At 63.8% G+C, this 22,744-nt stretch carries 21 protein-coding genes, 1 tRNA gene and 1 pseudogene; 10 read left to right on the forward strand and 13 right to left on the reverse strand.

Annotation, left to right across the window (positions count from 1 at the left end; translation table 11 throughout):
- Positions 1-43: 43 nt before the first annotated feature.
- Entirely contained in the window at positions 44-790 is a 747-nt protein-coding gene (locus tag LB558_RS14460) for an SDR family NAD(P)-dependent oxidoreductase (protein ID WP_224698164.1), read from the forward strand.
- Positions 791-1,132: 342 nt separating this feature from the next.
- On the opposite strand, the pseudogene LB558_RS14465 reads toward LB558_RS14460, so the two are convergent.
- The 7 genes and pseudogenes from LB558_RS14465 to LB558_RS14495 all read right to left on the reverse strand — a co-directional run.
- Positions 1,133-1,408: pseudogene (locus tag LB558_RS14465) on the reverse strand (dihydrodipicolinate synthase family protein); the annotation flags it as partial.
- The gene (locus LB558_RS14470; RefSeq protein ID WP_224698165.1) at positions 1,390-1,575 is read right to left on the reverse strand and encodes a hypothetical protein; all 186 of its coding nucleotides are present in this window, start codon (positions 1,573-1,575) and stop codon (positions 1,390-1,392) included. The gene LB558_RS14470 and the pseudogene LB558_RS14465, both read right to left, overlap by 19 nt.
- 145 nt (positions 1,576-1,720) lie before the next feature.
- Positions 1,721-3,433: an IlvD/Edd family dehydratase gene (locus LB558_RS14475; protein ID WP_224698166.1), complete on the reverse strand. Its 1,713-nt coding sequence runs from the start codon at positions 3,431-3,433 to the stop codon at positions 1,721-1,723.
- Positions 3,434-3,447: 14 nt separating this feature from the next.
- On the reverse strand, positions 3,448-4,227 hold the full coding sequence (locus LB558_RS14480; RefSeq protein WP_224698167.1) for an SDR family oxidoreductase: 780 nt from the start codon (positions 4,225-4,227) through the stop codon (positions 3,448-3,450).
- Positions 4,228-4,242: 15 nt separating this feature from the next.
- Positions 4,243-5,193 carry an L-arabinose ABC transporter permease AraH gene (gene araH / locus LB558_RS14485; protein WP_127256242.1) on the reverse strand — a complete coding sequence of 317 codons (951 nt, stop codon included), beginning with the start codon at positions 5,191-5,193 and terminating at the stop codon, positions 4,243-4,245.
- A gap of 11 nt (positions 5,194-5,204) precedes the next feature.
- A complete protein-coding gene (gene araG / locus LB558_RS14490) occupies positions 5,205-6,716 on the reverse strand; it encodes an L-arabinose ABC transporter ATP-binding protein AraG (protein WP_224698168.1) in 1,512 nt (503 codons plus the stop codon).
- A gap of 67 nt (positions 6,717-6,783) precedes the next feature.
- Positions 6,784-7,773 (reverse strand): arabinose ABC transporter substrate-binding protein, encoded by a 990-nt coding sequence (locus LB558_RS14495; RefSeq protein ID WP_224698169.1) that lies wholly within the window; start codon positions 7,771-7,773, stop codon positions 6,784-6,786.
- 200 nt (positions 7,774-7,973) lie between these two features.
- Here LB558_RS14495 and LB558_RS14500 point away from each other — a divergent pair, with 200 nt between their 5' ends.
- Both LB558_RS14500 and dgoD read left to right on the forward strand, forming a co-directional pair.
- On the forward strand, positions 7,974-8,720 hold the full coding sequence (locus LB558_RS14500) for a FadR/GntR family transcriptional regulator (RefSeq protein ID WP_224698170.1): 747 nt from the start codon (positions 7,974-7,976) through the stop codon (positions 8,718-8,720).
- An 8-nt stretch (positions 8,721-8,728) separates the two neighbouring features.
- On the forward strand, positions 8,729-9,877 hold the full coding sequence (gene dgoD, locus LB558_RS14505; protein WP_224698171.1) for a galactonate dehydratase: 1,149 nt from the start codon (positions 8,729-8,731) through the stop codon (positions 9,875-9,877).
- 191 nt (positions 9,878-10,068) lie between these two features.
- On the opposite strand, the gene LB558_RS14510 is transcribed toward dgoD, so the two are convergent.
- Positions 10,069-10,144 (reverse strand) — tRNA-Ala (locus LB558_RS14510).
- 173 nt (positions 10,145-10,317) lie between these two features.
- Complete coding sequence (locus LB558_RS14515) at positions 10,318-10,707, reverse strand: TIGR02300 family protein (RefSeq protein WP_013528180.1); 390 nt, start codon at positions 10,705-10,707, stop codon at positions 10,318-10,320.
- A gap of 206 nt (positions 10,708-10,913) precedes the next feature.
- Between LB558_RS14515 and aroA the strand changes: the two genes are divergently transcribed.
- The 3 genes from aroA to rpsA all read left to right on the forward strand — a co-directional run bounded on the left by aroA (position 10,914) and on the right by rpsA (position 15,060).
- Entirely contained in the window at positions 10,914-12,272 is a 1,359-nt protein-coding gene (gene aroA / locus LB558_RS14520; protein ID WP_224698172.1) for a 3-phosphoshikimate 1-carboxyvinyltransferase, read from the forward strand.
- 238 nt (positions 12,273-12,510) lie between these two features.
- Positions 12,511-13,155, forward strand: coding sequence for a (d)CMP kinase (gene cmk / locus LB558_RS14525; RefSeq protein ID WP_224698173.1), 645 nt, complete (start codon positions 12,511-12,513; stop codon positions 13,153-13,155).
- A 207-nt stretch (positions 13,156-13,362) separates the two neighbouring features.
- Positions 13,363-15,060 (forward strand): 30S ribosomal protein S1, encoded by a 1,698-nt coding sequence (gene rpsA, locus LB558_RS14530; protein ID WP_224698174.1) that lies wholly within the window; start codon positions 13,363-13,365, stop codon positions 15,058-15,060.
- 99 nt (positions 15,061-15,159) lie between these two features.
- On the opposite strand, the gene LB558_RS14535 is transcribed toward rpsA, so the two are convergent.
- The 4 genes from LB558_RS14535 to LB558_RS14550 form a co-directional block, all read right to left on the reverse strand.
- Positions 15,160-15,867, reverse strand: a complete 708-nt coding sequence (locus LB558_RS14535) for an SDR family NAD(P)-dependent oxidoreductase (RefSeq protein WP_224698175.1) — start codon at positions 15,865-15,867, stop codon at positions 15,160-15,162.
- A gap of 182 nt (positions 15,868-16,049) precedes the next feature.
- Positions 16,050-17,627: a 5-guanidino-2-oxopentanoate decarboxylase gene (locus tag LB558_RS14540; protein WP_224698176.1), complete on the reverse strand. Its 1,578-nt coding sequence runs from the start codon at positions 17,625-17,627 to the stop codon at positions 16,050-16,052.
- A complete protein-coding gene (locus tag LB558_RS14545; RefSeq protein ID WP_224698177.1) occupies positions 17,624-18,271 on the reverse strand; it encodes a TetR family transcriptional regulator C-terminal domain-containing protein in 648 nt (215 codons plus the stop codon). Before LB558_RS14545 ends, LB558_RS14540 begins: the two co-directional genes overlap by 4 nt.
- On the reverse strand, positions 18,268-19,140 hold the full coding sequence (locus LB558_RS14550; RefSeq protein WP_224698178.1) for a dimethylarginine dimethylaminohydrolase family protein: 873 nt from the start codon (positions 19,138-19,140) through the stop codon (positions 18,268-18,270). Before LB558_RS14550 ends, LB558_RS14545 begins: the two co-directional genes overlap by 4 nt.
- A gap of 212 nt (positions 19,141-19,352) precedes the next feature.
- Here LB558_RS14550 and LB558_RS14555 point away from each other — a divergent pair, with 212 nt between their 5' ends.
- The 4 genes from LB558_RS14555 (at position 19,353) to LB558_RS14570 (ending at position 22,703) form a co-directional block, all read left to right on the forward strand.
- Positions 19,353-20,168, forward strand: coding sequence for an ABC transporter ATP-binding protein (locus tag LB558_RS14555; protein ID WP_318011643.1), 816 nt, complete (start codon positions 19,353-19,355; stop codon positions 20,166-20,168).
- 55 nt (positions 20,169-20,223) lie between these two features.
- A complete protein-coding gene (locus tag LB558_RS14560; protein ID WP_056589677.1) occupies positions 20,224-21,024 on the forward strand; it encodes a transporter substrate-binding domain-containing protein in 801 nt (266 codons plus the stop codon).
- A gap of 204 nt (positions 21,025-21,228) precedes the next feature.
- Complete coding sequence (locus tag LB558_RS14565) at positions 21,229-21,894, forward strand: ABC transporter permease subunit (RefSeq protein ID WP_263495279.1); 666 nt, start codon at positions 21,229-21,231, stop codon at positions 21,892-21,894.
- Positions 21,894-22,703, forward strand: a complete 810-nt coding sequence (locus LB558_RS14570; RefSeq protein ID WP_224698179.1) for an ABC transporter permease — start codon at positions 21,894-21,896, stop codon at positions 22,701-22,703. The genes LB558_RS14565 and LB558_RS14570 overlap by 1 nt, the downstream gene beginning before the upstream one ends.
- The last annotated feature ends 41 nt before the right edge of the window (positions 22,704-22,744 follow it).

Raw genomic sequence — 22,744 nt, forward strand, 5'->3', positions numbered from 1 at the left:
GCCCTTATCCCGGAAATAGCTCAAACGGAAAGAACCGCTCGACATGAACAGGATTGATCTTGACGGCCAGCACGCTGTGGTCACCGGCGGCGCCCAAGGCCTCGGCTTTGCCATGGCCAGACGTTTCGTCGCCTCCGGCGCGACGGTGACCTTGTGGGATCTCGATGAGGCCCGCCTCGAAACCGCCCAGAAGGAACTGGGCAGCGCCGCCTCGACAGAGATCGTGGATGTCGCCGAGTGGGCGTCGGTGGACGCGGCGCGCGCCAGGACCGAAGAGCTGGCCGGCAAGATTTCCATTCTGGTCAATTCCGCCGGAATTGCCGGCCCGGCCGCCCCGCTCGACGTCTACGACATCGAGACGTGGAAGAAGGTCATCGACGTCAACGTAAACGGCACGTTCTACGTAAATCGCGCCGTGGTTCCCGGAATGAAGGAGCGCAATTACGGTCGGATCGTCAACATCGCTTCGGTCGCCGGCAAGGAGGGCAACCCCAACGCCTCCGCCTATTCAGCCTCGAAGGCGGCGGTCATCGGCTTGACCAAGTCGCTCGGCAAGGAACTGGCGCAGTACGACATCGCCGTGAACTGCATCTCGCCGGCCACGGCACAGACGCGCATCCTCGAACAGCTGACGCCGGAGCACATCGAATATATGCGCTCGCGCATTCCGCGGGGCCGCCTGCTGGAGGTCGACGAAGCCGCGGCAATGGTCGCCTGGCTCGTCTCCAAGGAGAACAGTTTTACAACCGCCTCCACGTTCGACCTGTCGGGTGGGCGGACGACCTATTGAAAGGCAGTTGCCGTTCAGCCAGGCAACCAACCGAGGCCAGCCGCAAAGCGCGCCACCATCGCAAGGCCAGGCTCGTTGGGCCGCATCGCCGGAGCCCGGTCGTGTATCGGGATGCCTGCGCGGGCGCCGAACAGCCGCTTGCCGTAGCAGATCATGGTTTTCGATGCCTTGCATGACGAAGACGGCTGCCGGCAACATTCTTGCATATTCAGCCTCGGCCGTGACTTCGCCTCCGGCGCGGAACGCATGATAGGCGCGCACGGCATAGTCGACGCAATCCGGCGCCAGGATCATGCCGCGGCAACCGATGCGCAAATTGTCGACCAGCTCCAGGCCGCCGCGTCCGTTGAAAACCGGAATGCGGCCTTCGGTGCGTTCGATCAATCCGGCAATATCGGTGACCGGACCCTCGCCCTTGATCAGCCTTATGTTGGGATGCAGCGTGATGAGTTCGCGGATTTCGTCCGATGACAGGCCGCGCCCGAAAAAGGCCGGCGCATTCTGGATCGCCACCGGCAGGTCGGTCGCCTCGGCGACGCGGCCGAAGAACCTGATGTATTCCGGCGCACCATAGACCCCGACCGGCGGCGGCTGCAGGATCACCCAATCCGCTCCCACGCTTCGGCGTGCCGAACGTGTGCGATCTGCTCGGCCACCGAAGCGCCGAATATGGTGAAGGCGAGCGGCACTTTTCCGGCGGTGTCCTCCGCCGTCCAGTCCATGATCGTCCGGCGCTCGGCCTCGGTCAGCTTGGCGACTTCCGTCGCCAGGCCGAGTGCGGCCATGCCGTGCACGCCGCCGCCAGGCAGATCTCGACCTGCCTGCGCATCGCCGCGCGGTCCAGCTGTTCGTTCACGTCAAAGAGCGCGTAGAGAATGGCGTGAATGCCGTGGAAATCGTCAGGCCGGAAATTGGGCATGCTGGTCGACCTCAATGGCTTTCGCGTGGAATGGCGTGACCACGGCATCCGACGAGAAAGTCGAGATCGGCGCCGCGGTCCGCCTGCAGAACACGGTCGACGTAGAGGCCCTGATAGCCGCCGCGCATCGCCGGGATGGGCGGTAGCCAGGATTCACGACGCCGCGCCAACTCCTGTTCCGACACGTCGAGATGCAGCTTTCTTGCTTCGACGTCGAGCTCGATGAAGTCGCCGCTCCGGACCAGCGCCAGCGGGCCGCCGATAGCGGCTTCGGGCGCGGCATGCAGAATGACGGTGCCAAAGGCGGTGCCCGACATGCGGGCATCGGAAATGCGGATCATATCGCGGACGCCTTGCTTCAGCAGCTTCCGAGGCAGCGCCATGTTGCCGACTTCGGCCATGCCGGGATAGCCCTTCGGCCCGCAATTCTTCAACACCATGATCGACGCTTCGTCGATGTCCAGCAAGGGATCGTCGACGCGCGCCTTGTAGTCGTCAATGTCCTCGAAGACGACAGCGCGGCCACGATGCTTCATCAGGGCTGGCGACGCGGCGGACGGCTTGATGATGGCACCATCGGGCGCCAGATTGCCGCGCAGCACCGCAATGCCGCCCTGCGGCGTGAGCGCTTTGTCGCGCGGGCGGATCACCTCCGGATTGTAGTTTTGGGCATCACTGATGTTGTCGCGCACGCTCTTGCCGGCGACGGTCAGCGCGTCGAGATCGAGCAGATCGGCGATCTCCTTCATGACAGCCGGAATGCCGCCGGCGTAGCAGAAATCCTCCATCAGGAAGCGGCCGGACGGCATCAGGTCGAGGATGGTCGGCACATCGCGGCCATATCGATCCCAATCGTCCAGCGTCAGCTCGGTGCCGACGCGGCCGGCAATCGCCAGCAGATGCACGACCGCATTGGTCGAGCCGCCGATGGCACCATTGACGCGGATGGCGTTGGCGAAGGCTGCCCTCGTGAGGATGGCCGACAGGCGCAAATCCTCATTGACCATCTCGACGATGCGCCGCCCGGTCATGCGGGCGATGCGGCTGCGGCGCGCGTCGACGGCGGGATAGGCGGCGTTGCCGGGCAGTGCCAGGCCGAGCGCCTCAACCATCGAGGCCATGGTCGAGGCCGTGCCCATGGTCATGCAGTGACCCGGCGAGCGTGACATCGCGCTCTCGGCATTGGCGAAATCCTGCTCGCTCATCACCCCGGCGCGAACGTCTTCCGAAAACTTCCACACATCGGTGCCGGAGCCGATCTCGTGGCCCTGGAAGCGGCCATTAAGCATCGGCCCGCCGGAGATGACGATCGACGGCAGGTCGCAGGAGGCCGCGCCCATGACCAGCGACGGCGTGGTCTTGTCACAGCCGGCCATCAGCACGACGCCATCCATTGGATTGCCGCGGATTGCTTCTTCGACATCCATCGAAGCGAGGTTGCGAAACAGCATCGCCGTCGGGCGCAGGTTGGACTCACCGCAGGAGAAGACCGGGAATTCCAGCGGCAGACCGCCGGCCTCCAGCACGCCCGCCTTGATGTGTTCGATCAGGCCACGGAAATGCACATGGCACGGCGTGAATTCGGAAAATGTGTTGCAGATGCCGATCACCGGGCGGCCGTCGAAGGCATCGTCGGGCAGGCCGTTGTTCTTCATCCAGCTGCGGTGGATGAAGGCATCCTTGCCTTGGCCCCCGAACCAGTGCTGCGATCGTCTCTTGGTCATGGTTTTCCCGGAATTCAGGCAGGATGCTGGAGCTGGCTCAGCCCGCCATCGACGACGAGTGTCGCCGCGTTCATGAACCGGCACTCGTCGGAAATCATGAACACCGCGGCCAGCGCGATCTCGTGCGCCGTGGCGATGCGGCCGCCGGGATGCAGCGCCATGGTGTTGGTGCGTGCTGCGGCCGGATCGGGAAAGCTGTTCCAGTAGTCGATGGCCTTCTGCGTCTCGACATAGCCCGGCGCCAGCGCGTTCACGCGCACGCCTTGCGCTGCATATTCGAGTGCCAGCGATTTGGTCAGGCCAAGCAGCGCGTGCTTGGCGACCGGATAGGGGAAGGTGTGCGGGATGATGGTGAAGCTGTGCGTCGAGGCGATGTTGAGGATGGCGCCGCCGCCGCTCGCGATCATGCCTGGCAGCACCGCCTTGCTGCAGTTCCAGGCTCCCTTGACGTTGACGTCGAAGTTGCGGTTCCACTCTTCCTCGGTCGCCTCGAGCGGAGTCGAGAACACATTGACCCCGGCATTGTTGATCAGCGCGTTGACCGGGCCGATCTCGGCGTTCGCTTGGCTGACGGCAGCAGCAATCGCGGCACTGTCGCTTATGTCGGCTACAACACGCCCGACACGGCCTTGCGGTGCGGCGAGACCGGCGACGGCCTTGTCCAGCAGTGCGCCGTCGCGGTCGACCAGGAACAGTTTTGCGCCTTCGGCTAGGCAGGCCTCGGCGATGGCGAGCCCGATGCCTTGCGCGGCACCGGTCAGGAAGATGCGTTTGCCGGAAAGGCGCTCAGCCATTTTTGTTCCTCCAGCCTAACGCCGGCCCAGTGCCGACGAGCGCAGATTGTCGAGCAGCACGGCCAGCAGCAGGATCACGCCCCGCACGATGTACTGGTAGAAGGCCGGGATGTTGAGCAGGTTCATGGCGTTCTCGGCGATGCCCATGATCAGCACGCCGACGATGACGCCCGACATGGTGGCGCGGCCGCCGGCAAGCGAGACGCCGCCGAGCACGCAGGCCGAGATGACCGAAAGCTCGAGCCCGACCGCAGCGTTGGGCTGCCCGGAAGTGATGCGCGACGCGAGCAGGATGCCGGCGATGCCGCAGACGACGCCCTGCAGCGCGAATATCCAGATGCGCGTCCGGTCGACATTGACGCCGGCAAGGCGCGAGGCCTCGGGATTGCCGCCGATGGCCAGCGTGTTCTTGCCGAAGACGGTGCGGTTGAGGACGAAGCCGAAGATGCAAAACAGGATGGCGAGCACCCAGACAGGCGTCGGTATGCCGAGCAGTTTCGACAGCGCGAGCTGATAGAAATCCGGGCTGTTGATACCGACGGCACGGCCGTCGGACGCAATCAGCGCAAACCCGCGCACGATCTGCATGGTGGCCAGTGTCGTGATCAGCGCGTTGATGCGGAATTTGGCGATGACGACACCGTTGATGAAGCCGACGAAGGCGCCGCACGCAATTGCCGCCAGCAGGCCGAGCAGGATCGAGCCGGTGTAATTCGACGCCATCACCGCGACCATGCCGGCAAAGGCGACGATGGAGCCGACTGACAGGTCGAAGTCACGCGCGGCAAGGCAGAACATCATGGTGCAGGCGACGATGCCGACGGTGACCACCGACTGCAGCAGGCCGAGCATGTTGCGGTCGGTGAGGAAGTTCGGCACCAAGAGCGACACCAGCGCGAAGGCGACGACGAAGATGACGACGAGGCCCTGTTCGCCGAGCAGGATTTTTTTCAACTGGTCGGTCATGCCAAAAGTCCTCAGGATGCGATCGCGTCGGGGGTTTTCTGATCGGGTAGAGCGGCGGCCAGGATCGCCCTTTCGGCGAACTGGTCGCGGGTGAGTTCGGCGCTGACGCGGCCGCCGCACATCACCAGAATGCGATCGCAGATGCCCATCACCTCCGGCAGTTCGGACGAGACGACGACGATCGCCATACCGTCCTGGGCAAGCTGGTAGAGCAGTTCGTAGATTTCCGATTTGGCACCGACATCGATGCCGCGCGTCGGCTCGTCGATGATGAGCACCCGCACGCCTTGCTCCGACAGCCAGCGGCCGAGGATGACCTTCTGCTGGTTGCCGCCGGAGAGGTTGATGATGTCCTGCTTGCGCGACGGCGTGCGCACCTTGAGCTTCTTGATGAAGGTCTCGGCCGTGGCGATCTCGCTGGCGCGGTTGAGCACGCCGAAGCGCGTGTGATGGCGCCGCGACGAGATGTTGATGTTCTCCTCGACCGAGCGGCCCTGGATGATGCCGTCATGCTTGCGATCCTCCGAGCACAGCACGATGCCGGCCCGGATCATGCCACGCGGATCGGTGGCACGGGCCAGCTTGCCGTCGACGGTGATGGTGCCGCCCGTACGCGGATCGGCGCCATAGACCAGCCGCATCAGTTCCGAGCGCCCTGCGCCGATCAGGCCGAAGAAGCCGACAATCTCGCCTGCCCTCGCCTCGAAACTGGCCGGCGTCTTCAGTTTGGGGCCGCTGAGAGCGTCGACTTTCAGGCGGACATCGCCCGTTTTTCGTGCGCGAAAACCCCAGATATCCGAAATCTCGCGGCCGACCATCTCGGCGACGACCTGATCGCGGGTGACGCCTTTCAGCGAAGCGTGGTGCGCCGCGAGCTTGCCGTCGCGCAGCACGGTCAGGCTGTCGCAGAGCCGGAACACTTCGTCGAGCCTGTGCGAGACGTAGATGATGACCTTACCCTCGCCGCGCAGGCGGTCGATCAGGGCAAACAGGATTTCGCTTTCGCGCGAGGACAGCGACGAGGTCGGCTCGTCCAGCGCGATGACGCGTGCGTCGAGCATGACCGCCTTGGCGATCTCGACCATCTGGCGTTCGCCGATGGACAGCGTCTTGACCTTGCGGCGCATGTCGATGTCGATGCCGGCCGATCTCAGCTTGGCACCGACGTCGTCCAGCATCCGGCGGCCGGCGATGATGCCGGCGTTGGCGGGGAAACGACCGAGGCTGAGATTTTCGGCAACGGTGAGTTCAGGAACCAGCTGCAGTTCCTGATGAATGACGATGACGCCATTGTCGAAGGCATCCCTGGTCGAGGCATAGGCCTGAACCTTGCCGTCGATGCTTATCTCGCCCTCGTCGGCATGCTGGTCGCCGGACAGGATCTTGATCAGGGTGGATTTGCCGGCGCCGTTCTCGCCCATCAGGCCGTGCACGGCGCCCTTGTCGACGCCGAACGACACGTCCGACAGCGCCTTGACGCCCGGATAGGTCTTGGTGATGTGCGAAAAGTTGAGAAAGGACACGGGCCGATCCTTCTTATGCCTGTACAACAGGCGGCGGGTTGAGCCGCCGCCTGTTGTACAGGGAGGATTATTCGATACCGAGGCCCTGGCGGACCTTCTGGTAGTCGTCGCGCTTTGCGAGCGCACCCGAGGTCAGGATCAGCTTCTCCGGTTCCTTGTTGTTGGCAACCCAGTCATACATGTTGAGCGCCGTCTCGTAGCCATGGCGCTTCGGCGAGATGATCACGGTGCCGACGAAGCCGGTGGCCGTCGGCTTCTTAAACTCGTTGATCGCCGAATCCGCGCCGCCAATGCCAACGCCGATCATGGCGTCCGCCGGAATGCCAACGCTTTCGGCTGCACGCACGGCGCCGAGCACCGCCTCGTCGTTGAGACCGAAGGAGACCCACTTCTTGATGTCGGCATGGGCGTTGAGCACGACCGTCGCTGCGTTGAGGGCAGCTTCCGTGTCGGTCTTGGCCTGCGGGGCGTCAAAAATGTTCTCGGCCTTGAAGCCGTTTGCCTTCAGCACCGAGATGGCACCTTCGACGCGATCGACCGCGGTCGGCAGTTGGTCGTAGGAGACGCGGATGGCGCCAACCTCGTCGGCCTTCCAGCCGCGCGCTTTCATTTCGTCGACGATCGCCTGGCCGACGGCCTCGCCGATCTTGGTTGCCGAGATTCCCATATGCGGCACGTCTTCCAGCGCCTTGCCGTCGGCGCCGACCAGGCGGTCGTCGACGGTCATCAGCTTGAGATTGTTGGCGGCGGCCTTGGCGACGATGCCGGGGCCGAGCTTCACGTCGGGCGTGCAGACGATAAAGCCCTGGGCGCCCTGGGCGCCGAGATTGTCGATCGCCGACATCAGCTTCTCGCCGTCCTCGGCGCCGATCTTGACCAGGGTAAAGCCTTTTTCCTTAGCGGCCTGGTCGGCGAACTTCCATTCGTCCTGGAACCACGGTTCCTCGGGCTGTTTGACGATGAAACCGATCTTGGTGTCCTGAGCATATGCAGCGATGGTCGTGACGGACAGCACGGCAAGCGCGCCCGCGACGAGCGCGGTCTTCAAAAGTCGCATGATTACCTCCCAGCGATAGGCCGGGCGCTCAGCCCGGGTGCCGGAGTCTCTAATCGCTTTTATCATACTCGTCAATTGATCTGGTATGATAATTAATGTACATGCTCTGACCAGCGATCGCTGGCGCAATTGATCCGCATCCGTTAAGGCCGGGCCGGTTGTGCGAAACCAGCGGTTCGCCGCCTTGGAGGAGGGCTGAGGTGACCGGGACTTTGAAGAAACCGCAAGGCGACACAGCAACTCGCCGCCCGCGCGTCATGCCCGACGTGACCAAGGCGATCGCCTCGGACATCTTTTCCGGGCGCTATCCGGCCGGTTCCTCACTGCCGACCGAAAACGAACTCGGCGTCGAATACGGCGTCAGCCGCACCGTCATCCGTGAGGCCCTGAAAGTGTTGGCGGCAAAGGGGCTGGTGCTGTCGCGGCCACGCGTCGGCACGATCGTCTGCAACGAGGACGACTGGAACATCATCGACCCACAGGTGCTGGCCTGGCACGCGCCGCATGCACTGGACGACAAGCTCTTCGATGCCATCCTCGAAACGCGCCGCGCCATCGAACCGCTGGTTGCCGAACTGGCTGCCACGCGCGCGACGCTGCAGGAGATCGCCGATCTCGAAGCCGCATGGCGCGGCATGGCCGGCGCGGGCGAGGATCTCGCCGCCTTCTCGCGCAGCGACATCGCCTTCCATCAGATCGTCTACGCCGCGAGCCACAACCCGATCTTTCGCCAGATCGGCAATCTGATCGACACAGGGCTGAAATTCTCGCTGGAGGCGACGGCTGTGATTTCGCTCGACCGGCGCATGGAGGCCGTTGCGGCACACCGCGAGGTGGTCGAAGCGCTGCGCATGCGCGACGCCGAGGCGGCGCGTGGGGCCGCAAACAAGATCCTCGACCTCGCGGCGCGCGACCTCGTCAGCGCCAAGAAACTCAAGAGCAACTGAGACTGCGCATGAAAATCATCTCGCTCACCACCTACATCGTTCCGCCCCGCTGGCTGTTCCTGAAGATCGAAACCGATGCCGGCGTCACCGGCTGGGGCGAGCCGGTCGTCGAAGGCCGGGCGTTGACCGTCGAGGCAGCGGTCAAGGAGCTTGGCGATTACCTGATCGGCAAGGATCCCCGCCTGATCGAGGATCACTGGACGGTGATGCACCGCGGCGGCTTCTATCGTGGCGGGCCGATCCTGATGAGCGCCATTGCCGGCATCGACCAGGCGCTGTGGGACATCAAGGGCAAGGCGCTCGGCGTGCCCGTGCACGAGTTGCTCGGTGGCAAGCTGCGCGACACGATCAAGGTCTATTCCTGGATCGGCGGCGACCGGCCGGCCGAAGTGGCCGCTGGTGCGAAGGAAATGGTTGCGCGCGGTTTCCTGGCGTTGAAGATGAACGGCACCGAGGAACTGCAGATCGTCGACAGCCACGACAAGATCGACGCCGCTGTCGAGCGCGTCGCCATGGTGCGCGAGGCCGTCGGGCCCAACATCGGCATCGCCGTCGATTTTCATGGCCGCGTGCACCGGCCGATGGCGCGTGCGCTGGTCAAGGAACTCGAACCCTATAGGCTGATGTTCATCGAGGAGCCGGTGCTCAGCGAAAACCGAGAAGCGCTGAAGGAGATCGCCGCTCTCGGCTCGACGCCGATCGCGCTTGGCGAGCGCCTCTACAGCCGCTGGGATTTCAAGTCGGTGTTCGAGGAGGGCGTCGTCGACATCATCCAGCCCGACCTCTCGCATGCCGGCGGCATCACCGAATGCCGTAAGATCGCGGCGATGGCGGAAGCCTATGACGTCGCCGTGGCGCCGCATTGCCCGCTCGGGCCGATCGCGCTTGCCGCCTGCCTGCAGCTCGACGCGGTCAGCTACAACTGCTTCATCCAGGAACAGAGCCTCGGCATCCACTACAATGCCGCCAACGATCTGCTCGACTATGCCGCCAACAAGGATGTCTTCCGCTACGAGGATGGCTATGTCGCCATTCCCGACGGCCCGGGCCTGGGTGTCGAGATCGACGAGGAGTATGTGCAGGAGCGGGCCAAGGAAGGTCACCGCTGGCGCAACCCGATCTGGCGCCACAAGGACGGTTCTTTCGCCGAGTGGTGATCGGGCTGGCTTTCAGTCTCTAAGCGCTCCATGAACAGAAGACTTTGTCCGGCGAGCAGTTGCTCTCGAGAAATGGCTGGTTCGTTCCGTTTGATGGAGGCGCTTTCAGCGGCGTTGCCTGGACTGACCATCAAACGCAGATGACCGCAGTGCGGCACGTTCATCGGCAGCGAATTGCAGAGGGACTGTTTTGGTGGAGCCAATCGGGATCGAACCGACGACCTCTTGAATGCCATTCAAGCGCTCTCCCAACTGAGCTATGGCCCCACTTCCGGCAGTCAACCGGCGCCGTTTCCGGCGAAGAGATCCGGCGCGGGTTGGAGACCGCGCCGTTAGTGCAGGCGGCTTCTAACCCCGCCCTTCTCAGATATCAAGCCTTCGAGAGCCGCTTTTTCTTTGCAGGCCGCGAAAGCCTGCAAATGCCCGCTTTCAAGGCCCGATCAAACCTCGTCGTCGTCGTCGCCGACGCCGATCATGTCGGCAACGTCGTCATCTTCTTCCTCTTCGTCGGCGAGGAAGGTGTCGTCCTCGTCGTCGCCGAGATCGACGTCGTCCTCATCATCGCCGAGATCCGGCAGGTCGTCGCCCTTGACGTCCTCATCGGCCTCTTCGAGCGACACGACCTCAACGCCCTCTTCTTCCTCGGCGTCCACTTCCTTCTCGGCCACTTCCTCTTCCTCCTCGAGGGCGGCAATCTTGCCTTCCTCGAAATAGGAACGCGGATAGGTCTTGCCGGTGTAGGGCGAGACGATCGGGTCCTTGTTCAGGTCGTAGAATTTTCGGCCCGTCTCCGGGTCGATACGTTTTGTGCCAAGTTCGGTTTTTGCCACGGCAAGCCTCGTCAATAAAAGAGTGGTCCCCTTAACCACAGTTTGCAGCGCTGTCAAAGCGAAAAGCCGGCGTCACAAAACCATGCATTGGAAGGCCTCGCGTCAAGTGACGACCATGGGGATGACCATTTCGGTCCGCCGTGATACGAGACCGCCGCAACAAATGAAAAGCGCCGGCCCGCCGGCATTCCGTCCAGGGAAATTACATGTCTCACGCCGCCGCCCCCAAGCCGGCCACCGCCCGCCGATCCCCAGCCCTTTCCGGCACCGCTCGCGTGCCGGGCGACAAGTCGATCTCGCACCGTTCCTTCATGTTCGGCGGTCTCGCCTCCGGCGAGACCCGCATCACCGGCCTGCTGGAAGGCGAGGACGTGATGCGCACGGGTGCGGCCATGAAGGCAATGGGCGCACATATCGAGAAGCATGGCGACGAGTGGGTGATCCGCGGCACCGGCAACGGCGCACTGCTGCAGCCGGAAGGCCCGCTCGATTTCGGCAATGCCGGCACCGGTTCGCGGCTGACCATGGGCCTTGTCGGCACCTATGACATGGAGACGACCTTCATCGGCGATGCCTCGCTGTCGGGCCGGCCGATGGGCCGCGTGCTGGAACCGTTGCGCCAGATGGGCGTGCAGGTGCTGAAGGCGACGCCGGGCGACCGCATGCCGATCACGCTGCATGGACCCAAGCATGCGGCGCCGATCACCTATCGCGTGCCGATGGCCTCGGCGCAGGTGAAGTCCGCAGTGCTGCTCGCCGGCCTCAACACGCCCGGCATCACCACCGTGATCGAGCCGGTGATGACACGCGACCACACCGAAAAGATGCTGAAGGGGTTTGGCGCCAATCTGTCGGTCGAAACCGACGAACGCGGCGTCCGCCACATCTTCATCGAGGGCCAGGGAAAGCTGATCGGCCAGACCATCGCGGTGCCGGGTGACCCGTCCTCGGCCGGCTTCCCGCTGGTGGCCGCACTGATCGTGCCGGGATCCGACATTGTCATCGAAAACGTGCTGATGAACCCGACCCGCACCGGGCTTCTGCTGACGCTGCAGGAAATGGGCGGCAAGATCGACATTTTGAACCCGCGCAACGCCGGCGGCGAGGATGTCGCCGATCTGCGCGTGCGTTACTCCGAACTCAAAGGCGTTGCCGTGCCGCCCGAGCGGGCGCCGACGATGATCGACGAATATCCGGTGCTTGCGGTCGCCGCCAGCTTCGCCGAGGGCGAAACGCTGATGCAGGGGCTGGAGGAACTGCGGGTGAAGGAATCCGATCGGCTGTCGGCCGTCGCCAACGGGCTGAAACTCAACGGCGTCGACTGCACCGAGGGCGAGGCCTCGCTTGCCGTGCGCGGCAAACCGGGCGGCAAGGGCCTTGGCGGCCATCCCAACGGCCAGGACACCACCGTGCAGACCCATCTCGATCACCGCATCGCCATGAGCTTTCTGGTCATGGGGCTGGCGACGGAAAAGCCTGTTACCATCGACGATCAGGCGATGATCGCGACGAGTTTTCCGGAATTCATGGGGCTGATGACGGGATTGGGCGCGGAGATCGGGTGATGGCGACCGCTAGCCTTGGAGAGTCGGTGGGACAGCACCCCCCTCTGTCCTGCCGGACATCTCCCCCGCAAGGGGGGAGATTGGCGGCTTTGGTGCATCGCTCAATCCTGCAACGTAGACAATTGGCGAAAGCCGCGATGACGGCCGATCTCCCCCCTTGCGGGGGAGATGTCCGGCAGGACAGAGGGGGGTGCAAAGGATCTCGGCGCTTGCCCGGGTCCCTTTTGGTGGCGTCCCCATGACCTTCACCATCGCCATCGACGGCCCGGCAGGCGCCGGCAAGGGCACACTCGCCCGCCGGCTGGCCGACCACTACCGGCTGAACCTGCTGGACACCGGCCTCACCTATCGCGCCGTGGCCTATGCGCTAATCCAGCACGCGCTGCCGCTCGACAATGTCTCGGCGGCGGAAACCGCCGCGCGACAGGTCGATCTGGCCAAGCTCGATCGGGCGGTGCTGTCGGCGCATGCGGTGGGCGAAGCGGCCTCGAAGGTCGCGGTATTCCCGACGGTGCGACGGATTCTCGTCGAAAAGCAGCGCGACTTCGCCAAGACGCCGCCGGGTGCGGTGCTCGACGGGCGCGACATCGGCACCGTCGTCTGCCCAGATGCCGACATAAAACTCTATGTAACGGCGAGCGCCGAGGTACGCGCACAACGCCGGCTGGCGGAGATCGAGAGCATCGGCGGCACCGCTGATTTCGCCGGGATCCTCGCCGATATCGTGCGCCGCGACGAGCGCGACATGGGCCGTGCGGACTCACCTTTGAAGCCCGCCCCTGACGCGCACTTGCTTGATACCAGCGAAATGGCTATAGAAGCCGCGTTTCTTGCAGCCATGGCGATCATCGACGACGTCTTGGCCAAGAGAGACAAGGCCTGATCCGGGTTTCCCTCGTGTTTCCGTTGTCGGAGGCGAAGAAAATACCCATATCGGGCACGAACCAGCCTGCCAGCATTCTTCATGCGCCGGAATTGCCGCTTAAAGAGCGGCCCAGGGCTTTTGTAGCCCGGAACGCCGGCAGGCCAACGCAACGCTAACCCACGGCGCCCGTCCCGCTTCTAGATGCGGGGCACTCCAGGAGAAACAATGTCAGCTGCAAATCCCACTCGCGATGATTTCGCGAGCCTGCTCGAAGAATCTTTTACCGCCGGCCATTCCGGCGAAGGCCAGGTCGTCAAGGGCACGATCACCGCGATCGAAAAGGACATGGCCATCATCGACGTCGGCCTCAAGGTCGAAGGCCGCGTGCCGCTGAAGGAATTCGGCGTCAAGGGCAAGGACACCACCCTCAAGGTTGGTGACACCGTCGAAGTCTATGTCGAGCGCATCGAAAACGCGCTTGGCGAAGCAATGCTTTCCCGTGAGAAGGCCCGCCGCGAAGAGAGCTGGGTTCGTCTCGAAGAGAAGTTCACCAAGGGTGAGCGCGTCGAAGGCGTCATCTTCAACCAGGTCAAGGGCGGCTTCACGGTCGACCTCGACGGCGCCGTGGCCTTCCTGCCGCGCAGCCAGGTCGATATCCGCCCGATCCGCGACGTCTCCCCGCTGATGCACAACCCGCAGCCCTTCGAGATTCTCAAGATGGATCGCCGCCGCGGCAACATCGTGGTGTCGCGCCGTACCGTGCTCGAAGAGAGCCGCGCCGAACAGCGTTCGGAAATCGTGCAGAACCTCGAAGAAGGCCAGGTTGTCGAAGGCGTCGTCAAGAACATCACCGATTACGGTGCGTTCGTCGACCTCGGCGGCATCGACGGCCTGCTGCATGTCACCGACATGGCATGGCGCCGCGTCAACCATCCGACCGAAATCCTCAACATCGGTCAGACGGTCAAGGTGCAGATCATCCGCATCAACCAGGAAACCCACCGCATCTCGCTCGGCATGAAGCAGCTCGAGAGCGATCCGTGGTCCGAGATCGGCACCAAGTTCCCGATCGGCAAGAAGATCAAAGGTACCGTCACCAACATCACCGACTACGGCGCGTTCGTCGAACTGGAGCCGGGCATCGAGGGTCTCATCCACGTTTCGGAAATGTCGTGGACCAAGAAGAATGTGCATCCCGGCAAGATCCTGTCGACGACCCAGGAAGTCGACGTGGTGGTACTCGAGGTCGATCCGGCCAAGCGCCGCATCTCGCTCGGCCTCAAGCAGACGCTTGAGAATCCGTGGCAGGCTTTCGCCTCGAGCCATCCGGTCGGCAGCCAGGTCGAGGGCGAGGTCAAGAACAAGACCGAGTTCGGCCTGTTCATCGGCCTCGAAGGCGACGTGGACGGCATGGTCCACCTTTCCGACCTCGACTGGACCCGTCCGGGCGAGCAGGTCATCGAAGAGTACAACCGCGGCGACATGGTCAAGGCGCAGGTTCTCGACGTCGACATCGACAAGGAGCGCATCTCGCTCGGCATCAAGCAGCTGGCCAAGGATACGGTCGGCGAAGCGGCGACTTCAGGCGAACTGCGCAAGAACGCGGTCGTCACCTGCGAAGTCACCGGCATCAAGGATGGCGGTCTGGAAGTGCGGCTGGTCGACAGCGGCATCGAGACCTTCATCAAGCGCAACGACCTCAGCCGTGACCGTGACGAGCAGCGCCCCGAGCGCTTCTCGGTCGGCCAGAAGCTCGATGCCCGCGTCATCGCCTTCGACAAGAAGACCCGCAAGCTGCAGGTCTCGATCAAGGCGCTGGAAATCGCCGAAGAGAAGGAAGCGGTCGCTCAGTACGGCTCGACCGACTCCGGCGCTTCGCTGGGCGATATCCTGGGTGCCGCGCTGAAGAAGCAGGGCAGCTAAGCCCTTCGCACCGCGAAGCCCTTCGCATAGGCTCGAAAACAAAACCCCGCCGGAGCGATCCGGCGGGGTTTTTCTTTGACCGAGCTAAAGGTTGGAAGGTTACGCCCTGCCGTAAAGCGGCACCAGCGTACCACTCATCGCCTGATTGGCCGGCGATGCCAAATAGGCGATGGCTTCGGCGGCGGCTTCGAGGCTGACCCATCTGGTGACATCGGCATCCGGCATATCGGCGCGGTTTGCCGGCGTATCGAGCGTCGACGGCGCCACGGCATTGACCAGAATGCCCTTGTGCTTCAGCTCTTCGGCCATCGCCACCGTCATGGCTGCCACCGCCGCCTTGCTGGCGGCGTAAGCGACCATGCCAGCGCCGCGCCGGGGATCGAGCCCGGCGCGCGCGGTGACGTTGACGATACGGCCTGCGGTATCCGACGACAGCATCGAGCGGATCGCGGCGCGGCAGCACAGGAAGGCGGTGCGCGCATTGGTGTCCATCATCTCGGCAAAGGACGCCGACTCGATCTTTTCAACAGGTGCCGAGGTGAAGCCGCCGGCCAGATGGATCGAGCCCCAAAGGCCCGGAACCTGGCTGTAGAACGCTTCGACCTTGGCGGGGTCGGAGAGATCGACGTTGTGCACCAGTTGGACACGGTCATGCGTGGTAAAGGGGAAATGCGTGGGGGCGGCAGCATGGGCGTTGGGCACATGGCAGATCGCGCCGTCACTCAGCAGTTTGCCGACAACCGCACCGCCGAGCGCACCGGTCCCACCGGTCACGACGATATGCTTGCCTTCAAGTGTTTCCGTCATCTTGGACGCTCCTGTCATTTTTTTATCGTTAGGTCGTTTCTGTGCCGCCGACGCAAAGCGTCGCGCCTTTTGCGCCGTCACTCAATTGACATCTCGACATGGCAGTTGTCGCGTCTTTGCATGCGTCCCCCACCGGCCAGCCATGGTTCAGGGCCGGCGAGACGGGAACCACGCGCTGATATTCAGTCAACCGTGATTTCGATGACGCGCGGCAGTCCGGTTGCCCGTGCGCGTTTCAGCGCGTCCGCCAGAGCGTCGATATCGGCAAGCCGTTCGGCGCCGATGCCATAGGCCTCGGCCAGCTTGCAGAAATCCGGCGGCGCCGGCGACACGCCAACCGGTTCGACACCGACATCGAGCATCGAGGTTTCGATCTCGCGATAGCCTCTGTTATTCCAGACGACGAAGATGACCGGTGCCCGCGCGTCGAGTGCGGCGCCCAGTTCCGGCAGAGTGAACTGGAAGCCGCCATCGCCGGTGAGGCAGACAACCGGCGCATCCGGCACCGCAAGGGCGGCACCGATCGCCGCCGGCGGGCCGTAGCCGAGGGCGCCGAAGCCGGTGGCGGCATTGAACCAGCCGCCCGGCCGGTCATGGTCGTAATAGAGGTTGGCGGCGTAGATCGGCTGCGTCGAATCGCCTACGATGAGCGCACCCGGCAAGGCGTCGCGGATCATCTCGACCGCACGCACCTGCGCCTGCAGGGTCGGATTGAGTTCGGCAAAGGCTGCTTTTCGTGCAGCGGCGGCGCGCGACGACCCGCCCTCGCTCGCCGGGACATGGCCCGTTTCCAGAAGCAGCGCTTCGAGCGCCTCGGGGCAATCGGCCTGGATCGAAACCGTCGCCGGGCGGCGGGCAAGCTGGTCGGCGCCGATATCGATCCGGATCAGGTTGACGGGGAGGACGAAGCCGCCATCGCTGTAGCCGTCATAGTCGGTCGGGCCGAATTCGGTGCCGGCGGCAATGACCAGATCGGCGTCGGCCATCAGCGCCCGCACCGCCTTCAGGCTGGGACTGGCCGGCACGCAAAGCGGATGACCATGCAGCAGGCCGCGCGCATTGGCGGTCTGGACAACCGGCGCTCCCAGCCGTTCGGCCAGACGCCGCAATGGCGCTTCGGCGCGTTTGGCGCCGCCGCCGACCAGGATCAACGGGCGGCGCGAGGCCGTAATGAGTTTGGCTGCGCTCGCAATTGCAGCACCTTCCGACGCGGGTGGCGTGACATTGCTCAGCATGGCAGTGATGCCATCCGCCGGCTTGACCATGACATCGGTCGGGATCTCGATATGCACCGGGCCGGGCCGGGCCGATGAAAACAGGGCGAAGGCCTGCGCCAGGGCACCGGGCAATTCGCTGGCCTCGGTGACGCGCTGCGAAAACAGCGCCACTTTCTCCATCATGCCGCGCTGGTCGGGCAGTTCATGCAGATGGCCCAGCCCCTTGCCCAGCGTCGGCGTGGCGTTGACGCCTGATATGACCAGCATCGGCACCGAATCGGCGCGTGCCTGCCCCATGGCGGTGATGGTGTTGGTCAGCCCCGGTCCGGTGATGACGAAAGCGACGCCCGGCCTGCCGCCGGCGCGCGCATAGCCGTCGGCCATGAAGCCGGCGCCCTGTTCGTGGCGCGGCGTAACGTGGCGGATCTTCGAACGCGCCAGCCCGCGGTAAAGTTCGACCGTGTGGACGCCCGGAATCCCGAACACCGTGTCGACGCCATGCGCTTCGAGCAGTGAAATCAGCGCCTCCCCGAGCGTCGTCATTGGTTTTCCTCCCCTTCCGGCGCGAGGCCTAGTTCGGCCTCGACAGTCTTGATGCCGATCGCCGCCAATTCGCCGGGCGAGAACATCTCGCCAGCCAGGCAGCCTTCGATCCAGAGTCCGTCGATGATCGCATTAATCGCGATGGCATGGTGGCGCAATTGGCTTGTGTCCGGATTGCGCCGTTCGGCGGCGAGCACCTCAGCCACAACCGCTTCCACCTCATTGCGAAAACCAAGGTAGCCTTCGCGGTGGGCGTGGGCCAAGGTCGGATCCGCTCTGGCGCGGCCGATGAAGGTTGCCCAGACCGAAAACACCCGCGCATCGATGATCGGCGCATTGAGGTTGGCGGTGACGAAAGCCGCAAGGCGCTGACGAGGCGAGGTATCCTCCCTGACCAACGCCGCTTTCGCCTGCTCGGTCATGCGGCCCATCAGCGCTGCATAGGCTTCCTGCAGCAATTCTTCCTTGCCGGGAAAATAGTGCCGGATCAGCCCAGCGGTGACGCCGGCACGCAATGCGATGGTGCGCAAGGTGGCGCCCTGCAGGCCATGTTCCGCCACGCTGTCCAGAGTGGCCTCGATTAGATCCTGCCGCCGCCGCTCCTCGCCCTCGCGACGGAACCTGCGGCGGGACGGCGTATTCATTGGCGCAGGATCGGTCGCGTCAGGCATGTCGGCCCGCCCTCGCAGGCGATGCAGAGCGCATCCGCCTCGAAGATTTCGACCGTGCAGCCGGCGGCTTCCATCGCGGCTTTGGTCTTTGGAAAGCCTGCAACGGCAATGACCTTGTGTGGGCTGGTCGGCAGCACGTTCAGGCTAAGGCCGTTGGAAGCCGCGAACTCTTCGGCGTCGCCTTCGACCAGCCGGATGTTGTGCGCCTTCAGCATTTGATAGAACGGGGCCGGCAAAAGCGGTGAATAGACCAGTGCGAGGTCGTCGGCCAGCGGGCTGATCACCGACATCAGATGCAGGCACGCCTCTTCGCCTTGCCACAGCGGCAGATCAAAGCCGTAGACGGTAACGCCCAGCGGCGTCAGCAGGTTGGAAACCTGCTGGATGCCTTCCTGGTTGGAGCGGACACCGCGCCCGATCACCAGCGTGCGGGCATCGAGCCATACACAATCACCGCCTTCGACCTGGCCAGGAACCTCGACCCGGCCCAGGATTGGAATGCCCAGCCTTCGGTAGGTTTCCTCATGCAGCGTGGGCTCTGTGGCGCGCAACGGCTTGCCCATGGACAGAATCAGCGCGCCGCGATCGGTCATCAGCGACGGGTCGTGCGTGAACACCGAATCCGAAAGTCCATCCGCCGTGTCCTCGATCCATTCGATTTCGGCACCGGAAGCCGCCACCAGTTCAGCAAGGAGCGCGTGCTGCGATGCTGCTTTCGCCGGATTGAATCCCGGGCCATAGTGCCAGGCAGCCCTGTCGGCATTGCGCATGGCGTTGGCCGCCGACCGCATCAGCACGCGGCGCAGCGGCGCCGCCATGGACTGTGATCCGAAAGCGCTCATCGAAGCCCTTTTCGCTGAAAAAAATCGAGGAAATTTCATGGACGGCTATTTATACACTTGCACAACAAGCTCGCAAGTGCCGTAATGAGCAGGATTGACGGGCTCGCGCCGTTGGGTCCATGCTGAAGTCTGGAGCGGGGCAGTACAGCGTATATGTTGATTAGCCGGATGGACGTTCGACGAACTGCCGCCTACCCTATAGAGGCCACACGGTGAGCGCGGCGGAAGCTGCCGCAGTCCAATCTGGCACGGCGCAGGACGGCGCCGCCGAAGCCATCCATGTCGAACACCTGCACAAGCGATTCGGTGAGTTGCATGTGCTGAAGGGCGTCTCGCTGTCGGCGCGCGACGGCGAGGTCATCGCCATCATCGGCGGCTCGGGCTCCGGCAAATCGACCCTGCTGCGCTGCATCAACTGTCTGGAAAACCCGACCAGCGGCATCATTCGCGTCAATGGCGAGGAGATCAAGCTCAAGGCCGACAGCCACGGTCACACCATACCGGCCGACCGCAAGCAGATCGAGCGCATCCGCTCCAAGCTCGGCATGGTGTTCCAGAACTTCAACCTGTGGAGCCACATGACGCTGCTCGAAAACGTCATCGAGGTTCCCGTGCATGTGCTCGGCATCAAGCGCGATGTGGCGATCGGCGAGGCCGAGAAGCTGCTCGCCCGTGTCGGTCTGGCTGAAAAGCGCGACGTCTATCCCGCCTATCTGTCGGGCGGCCAGCAGCAGCGCGCTGCGATCGCCCGGGCGCTGGCCATCAATCCGCGCGTCATGCTGTTCGACGAGCCCACCTCCGCACTCGATCCCGAGTTGGTCGGCGAGGTGCTGAAGGTGATCGGCGACCTGGCGCGCGAAGGCCGCACCATGGTGCTGGTCACCCACGAGATGAAGTTCGCCCGCGAGGTCGCGACGCATGTCGTCTATCTCTACAATGGATTGGTCGAGGAAGAAGGCCCGCCGGAGCAGATTTTCGGCGCGCCCAAATCCGAAAGGCTGAAGCAGTTCATCCGCAACATCGGCTAGGGACAGGCCGGGACGGAAGAAAACCGGGAACCAACAACAAACTGGGAGTCGTGACATGAAGACTGTTCTGAAGACATTCGCCGCAGCGCTGCTGCTGGGCGTCGCCGCGATGGGCGTGGCCAAGGCCGATCCGGTCAAGATCGGCGTGGCCGCCGAGCCCTATCCGCCCTTCACCTCGCCCGATGCTTCGGGCAAGTGGGTCGGCTGGGAGATCGACTTCATCGACGCCGTCTGCGCCGAGGAGAAGCTCGATTGCGTCATCACCCCGGTTGCCTGGGACGGTATCATTCCGGCACTGACGACCAAGAAGATCGACCTCATCGTCTCCTCGATGTCGATCACCGCCGAACGCGAGAAGACGATCGATTTTTCGGACAAATACTATAACACGCCGACCGCGATCATCGGGCCGAAGGACCAGAAATTCGGCTCCGCTCCGGACGACCTCAAGGGCAAGATCGTCGGCGTGCAAGTGTCGACGGTGCACGCTGTCTACGCCAAGAAGCACTTTGGCAGCACAGCCTCCGAGATCAAGGAATACCAAACCCAGGACGAGGCCAACAACGATCTGGCCGCCGGCCGTCTCGACGCGGTGCAGGCCGATTCCATCGCGCTTGGCGAATTCCTCAAATCCGACCAAGGCAAAGCCTGCTGCGACCTGAAGGGCATGGTCGCTCCGGACGACGAGGTGCTCGGACCGGGCGTCGGGGCCGGCGTGCGCAAGGAAGACACCGAACTGAAGGGCAAAATCAACGCCGGCATCAAGGCGATCCGCGCCAACGGCAAATATGACGAGATCTCGAAGAAATACTTCGATTTCGACATTTATGGCGGCGGCGGCGCGCAGTCGAACTGACGATCCTCGTATGAGCTGTGGGGCATGGCGTCAGCGCCATGCCCCACCTGCTCGATCTTTCCCAGGCATGTTTGCCGCCGACGCAGCCGTCGGCGGTTAGCCAGCACTTCGGGGGCGACGCTGATCGACGCACTTCTTTCGGCCTCCGCGGCCGGCATCACCGAGCTTCTCTCGCCCTACCCGCCAGGCTGGGGCGGGGCGCTTCTGGTTGGGCTGCTACATTCGATCGAGATCGCGCTGGGCGCCACGTGCCTCGGCCTTCTGATCGGCACCGGCGGGGCCTATGGCAAGCTCTATGGCGGGCCGGTGGTGCGCGATCTCCTGGCGGTCTACACCACCATCGTGCGCGCCGTGCCCGAACTGGTGCTGATCCTGCTGCTCTATTACGCCGGAACCGACCTGATCAATCAGGCGCTAACGGCCATGGGCTATCAGCGCGTCGACGTGAGCGGCCTTGCCGCCGGCATCGCCGTGCTCGGCTTCGTCCAGGGCGCCTATTCGACAGAGGTGATACGCGGCGCGATCCTGGCCATTCCGCAGGGCCAGATCGAAGCCGCCCGCGCCTATGGAATGTCTCCGGGCCTGCTGTTGCGGCGCATCACCTTGCCGTCAATGCTGCCCTTCGCCATTCCGGGCCTCGCCAATCTCTGGCTGATCGCCACCAAGGACACCGCGCTGCTGGCGGTCGTAGGCTTCTACGAGCTGGCGCTGGCAACGCGGCAGGCAGCGGGCGTCACCAAGGCCTATTTCACCTTCTTTTTCGCGGCGGGCGTGCTCTATCTGCTTTTGTCGTTGTTCTCCAACCTCATCATCGGCCGGGTCGAGACCTGGTCGCGGCGCGGCATGCCTTCGCTCAAGGAGACGCGCTGATGGCCAACGAGGCGGCCATCATCAACGTCGTCGCGCGAACGTCGCTGTGGCTGCAGCCGCACCGCATCGTGCTGATCCTGATCGCACTGGGCCTGGTTCTGTCGGCGGCCTTTTTCATGCGCTGGGACTGGCTGCCGCAATATTATGAAATGGGCTTGATCGGCATCTGGCGCTCGCTGTGGATCCTGGCGGTCACCTGCGTTCTGGGCTTCCTGCTGGCCGTGCCGCTTGGCCTGGCGCAGGCCGCCGGCTCGTTCTGGTTCGCCGCCCCCGCCAAGGTGTTTTGCACGGTGATCCGGGGCACGCCGCTGCTGATCCAGCTCTGGCTGCTCTATTACGGCCTGGGTTCGCTGTTCCCGCAAAATCCGTGGATCCGCGAATCCTGGATGTGGCCATATCTGCGGCAAGCCTGGCCCTATGGCGTGCTGGCGTTGACCTTGTCGTTCGCCGGCTATGAGGGCGAGGTGATGCGCGGCGCCTTTGCCGGCGTGCCCAAGGGACAACTGGAGGCCGCCCGCGCCTTCGGCATGAGCCGCTGGAAGGCGTTCCGGCGCATCTGGCTGCCGCAAGCCATCTACCGGGCGCTGCCGACGCTGACCGGCGAGACCGTGCTGCAGTTGAAATCGACGCCGCTGGTGGCGACGATCAGCGTCATCGACATCTTCGCCGTCTCGTCCAAGGTGCGGCAGGACACCTACCTCACCTATGAACCCTTGTTGCTGCTGGCGCTGATCTACATGACGATCACCGGTATTCTGGTCTTCGCCTTCAGCAGGATCGAGGCGCGGATTCCCAACAAGATCGGCTAGTGAGGAGTAGGGGAGTAGGGGAGTAGGGGAGTAGGGGAGTA

The sequence above is a fragment of the Mesorhizobium sp. CO1-1-8 genome, from assembly GCF_020164875.1.
Lineage (GTDB): Bacteria > Pseudomonadota > Alphaproteobacteria > Rhizobiales > Rhizobiaceae > Mesorhizobium.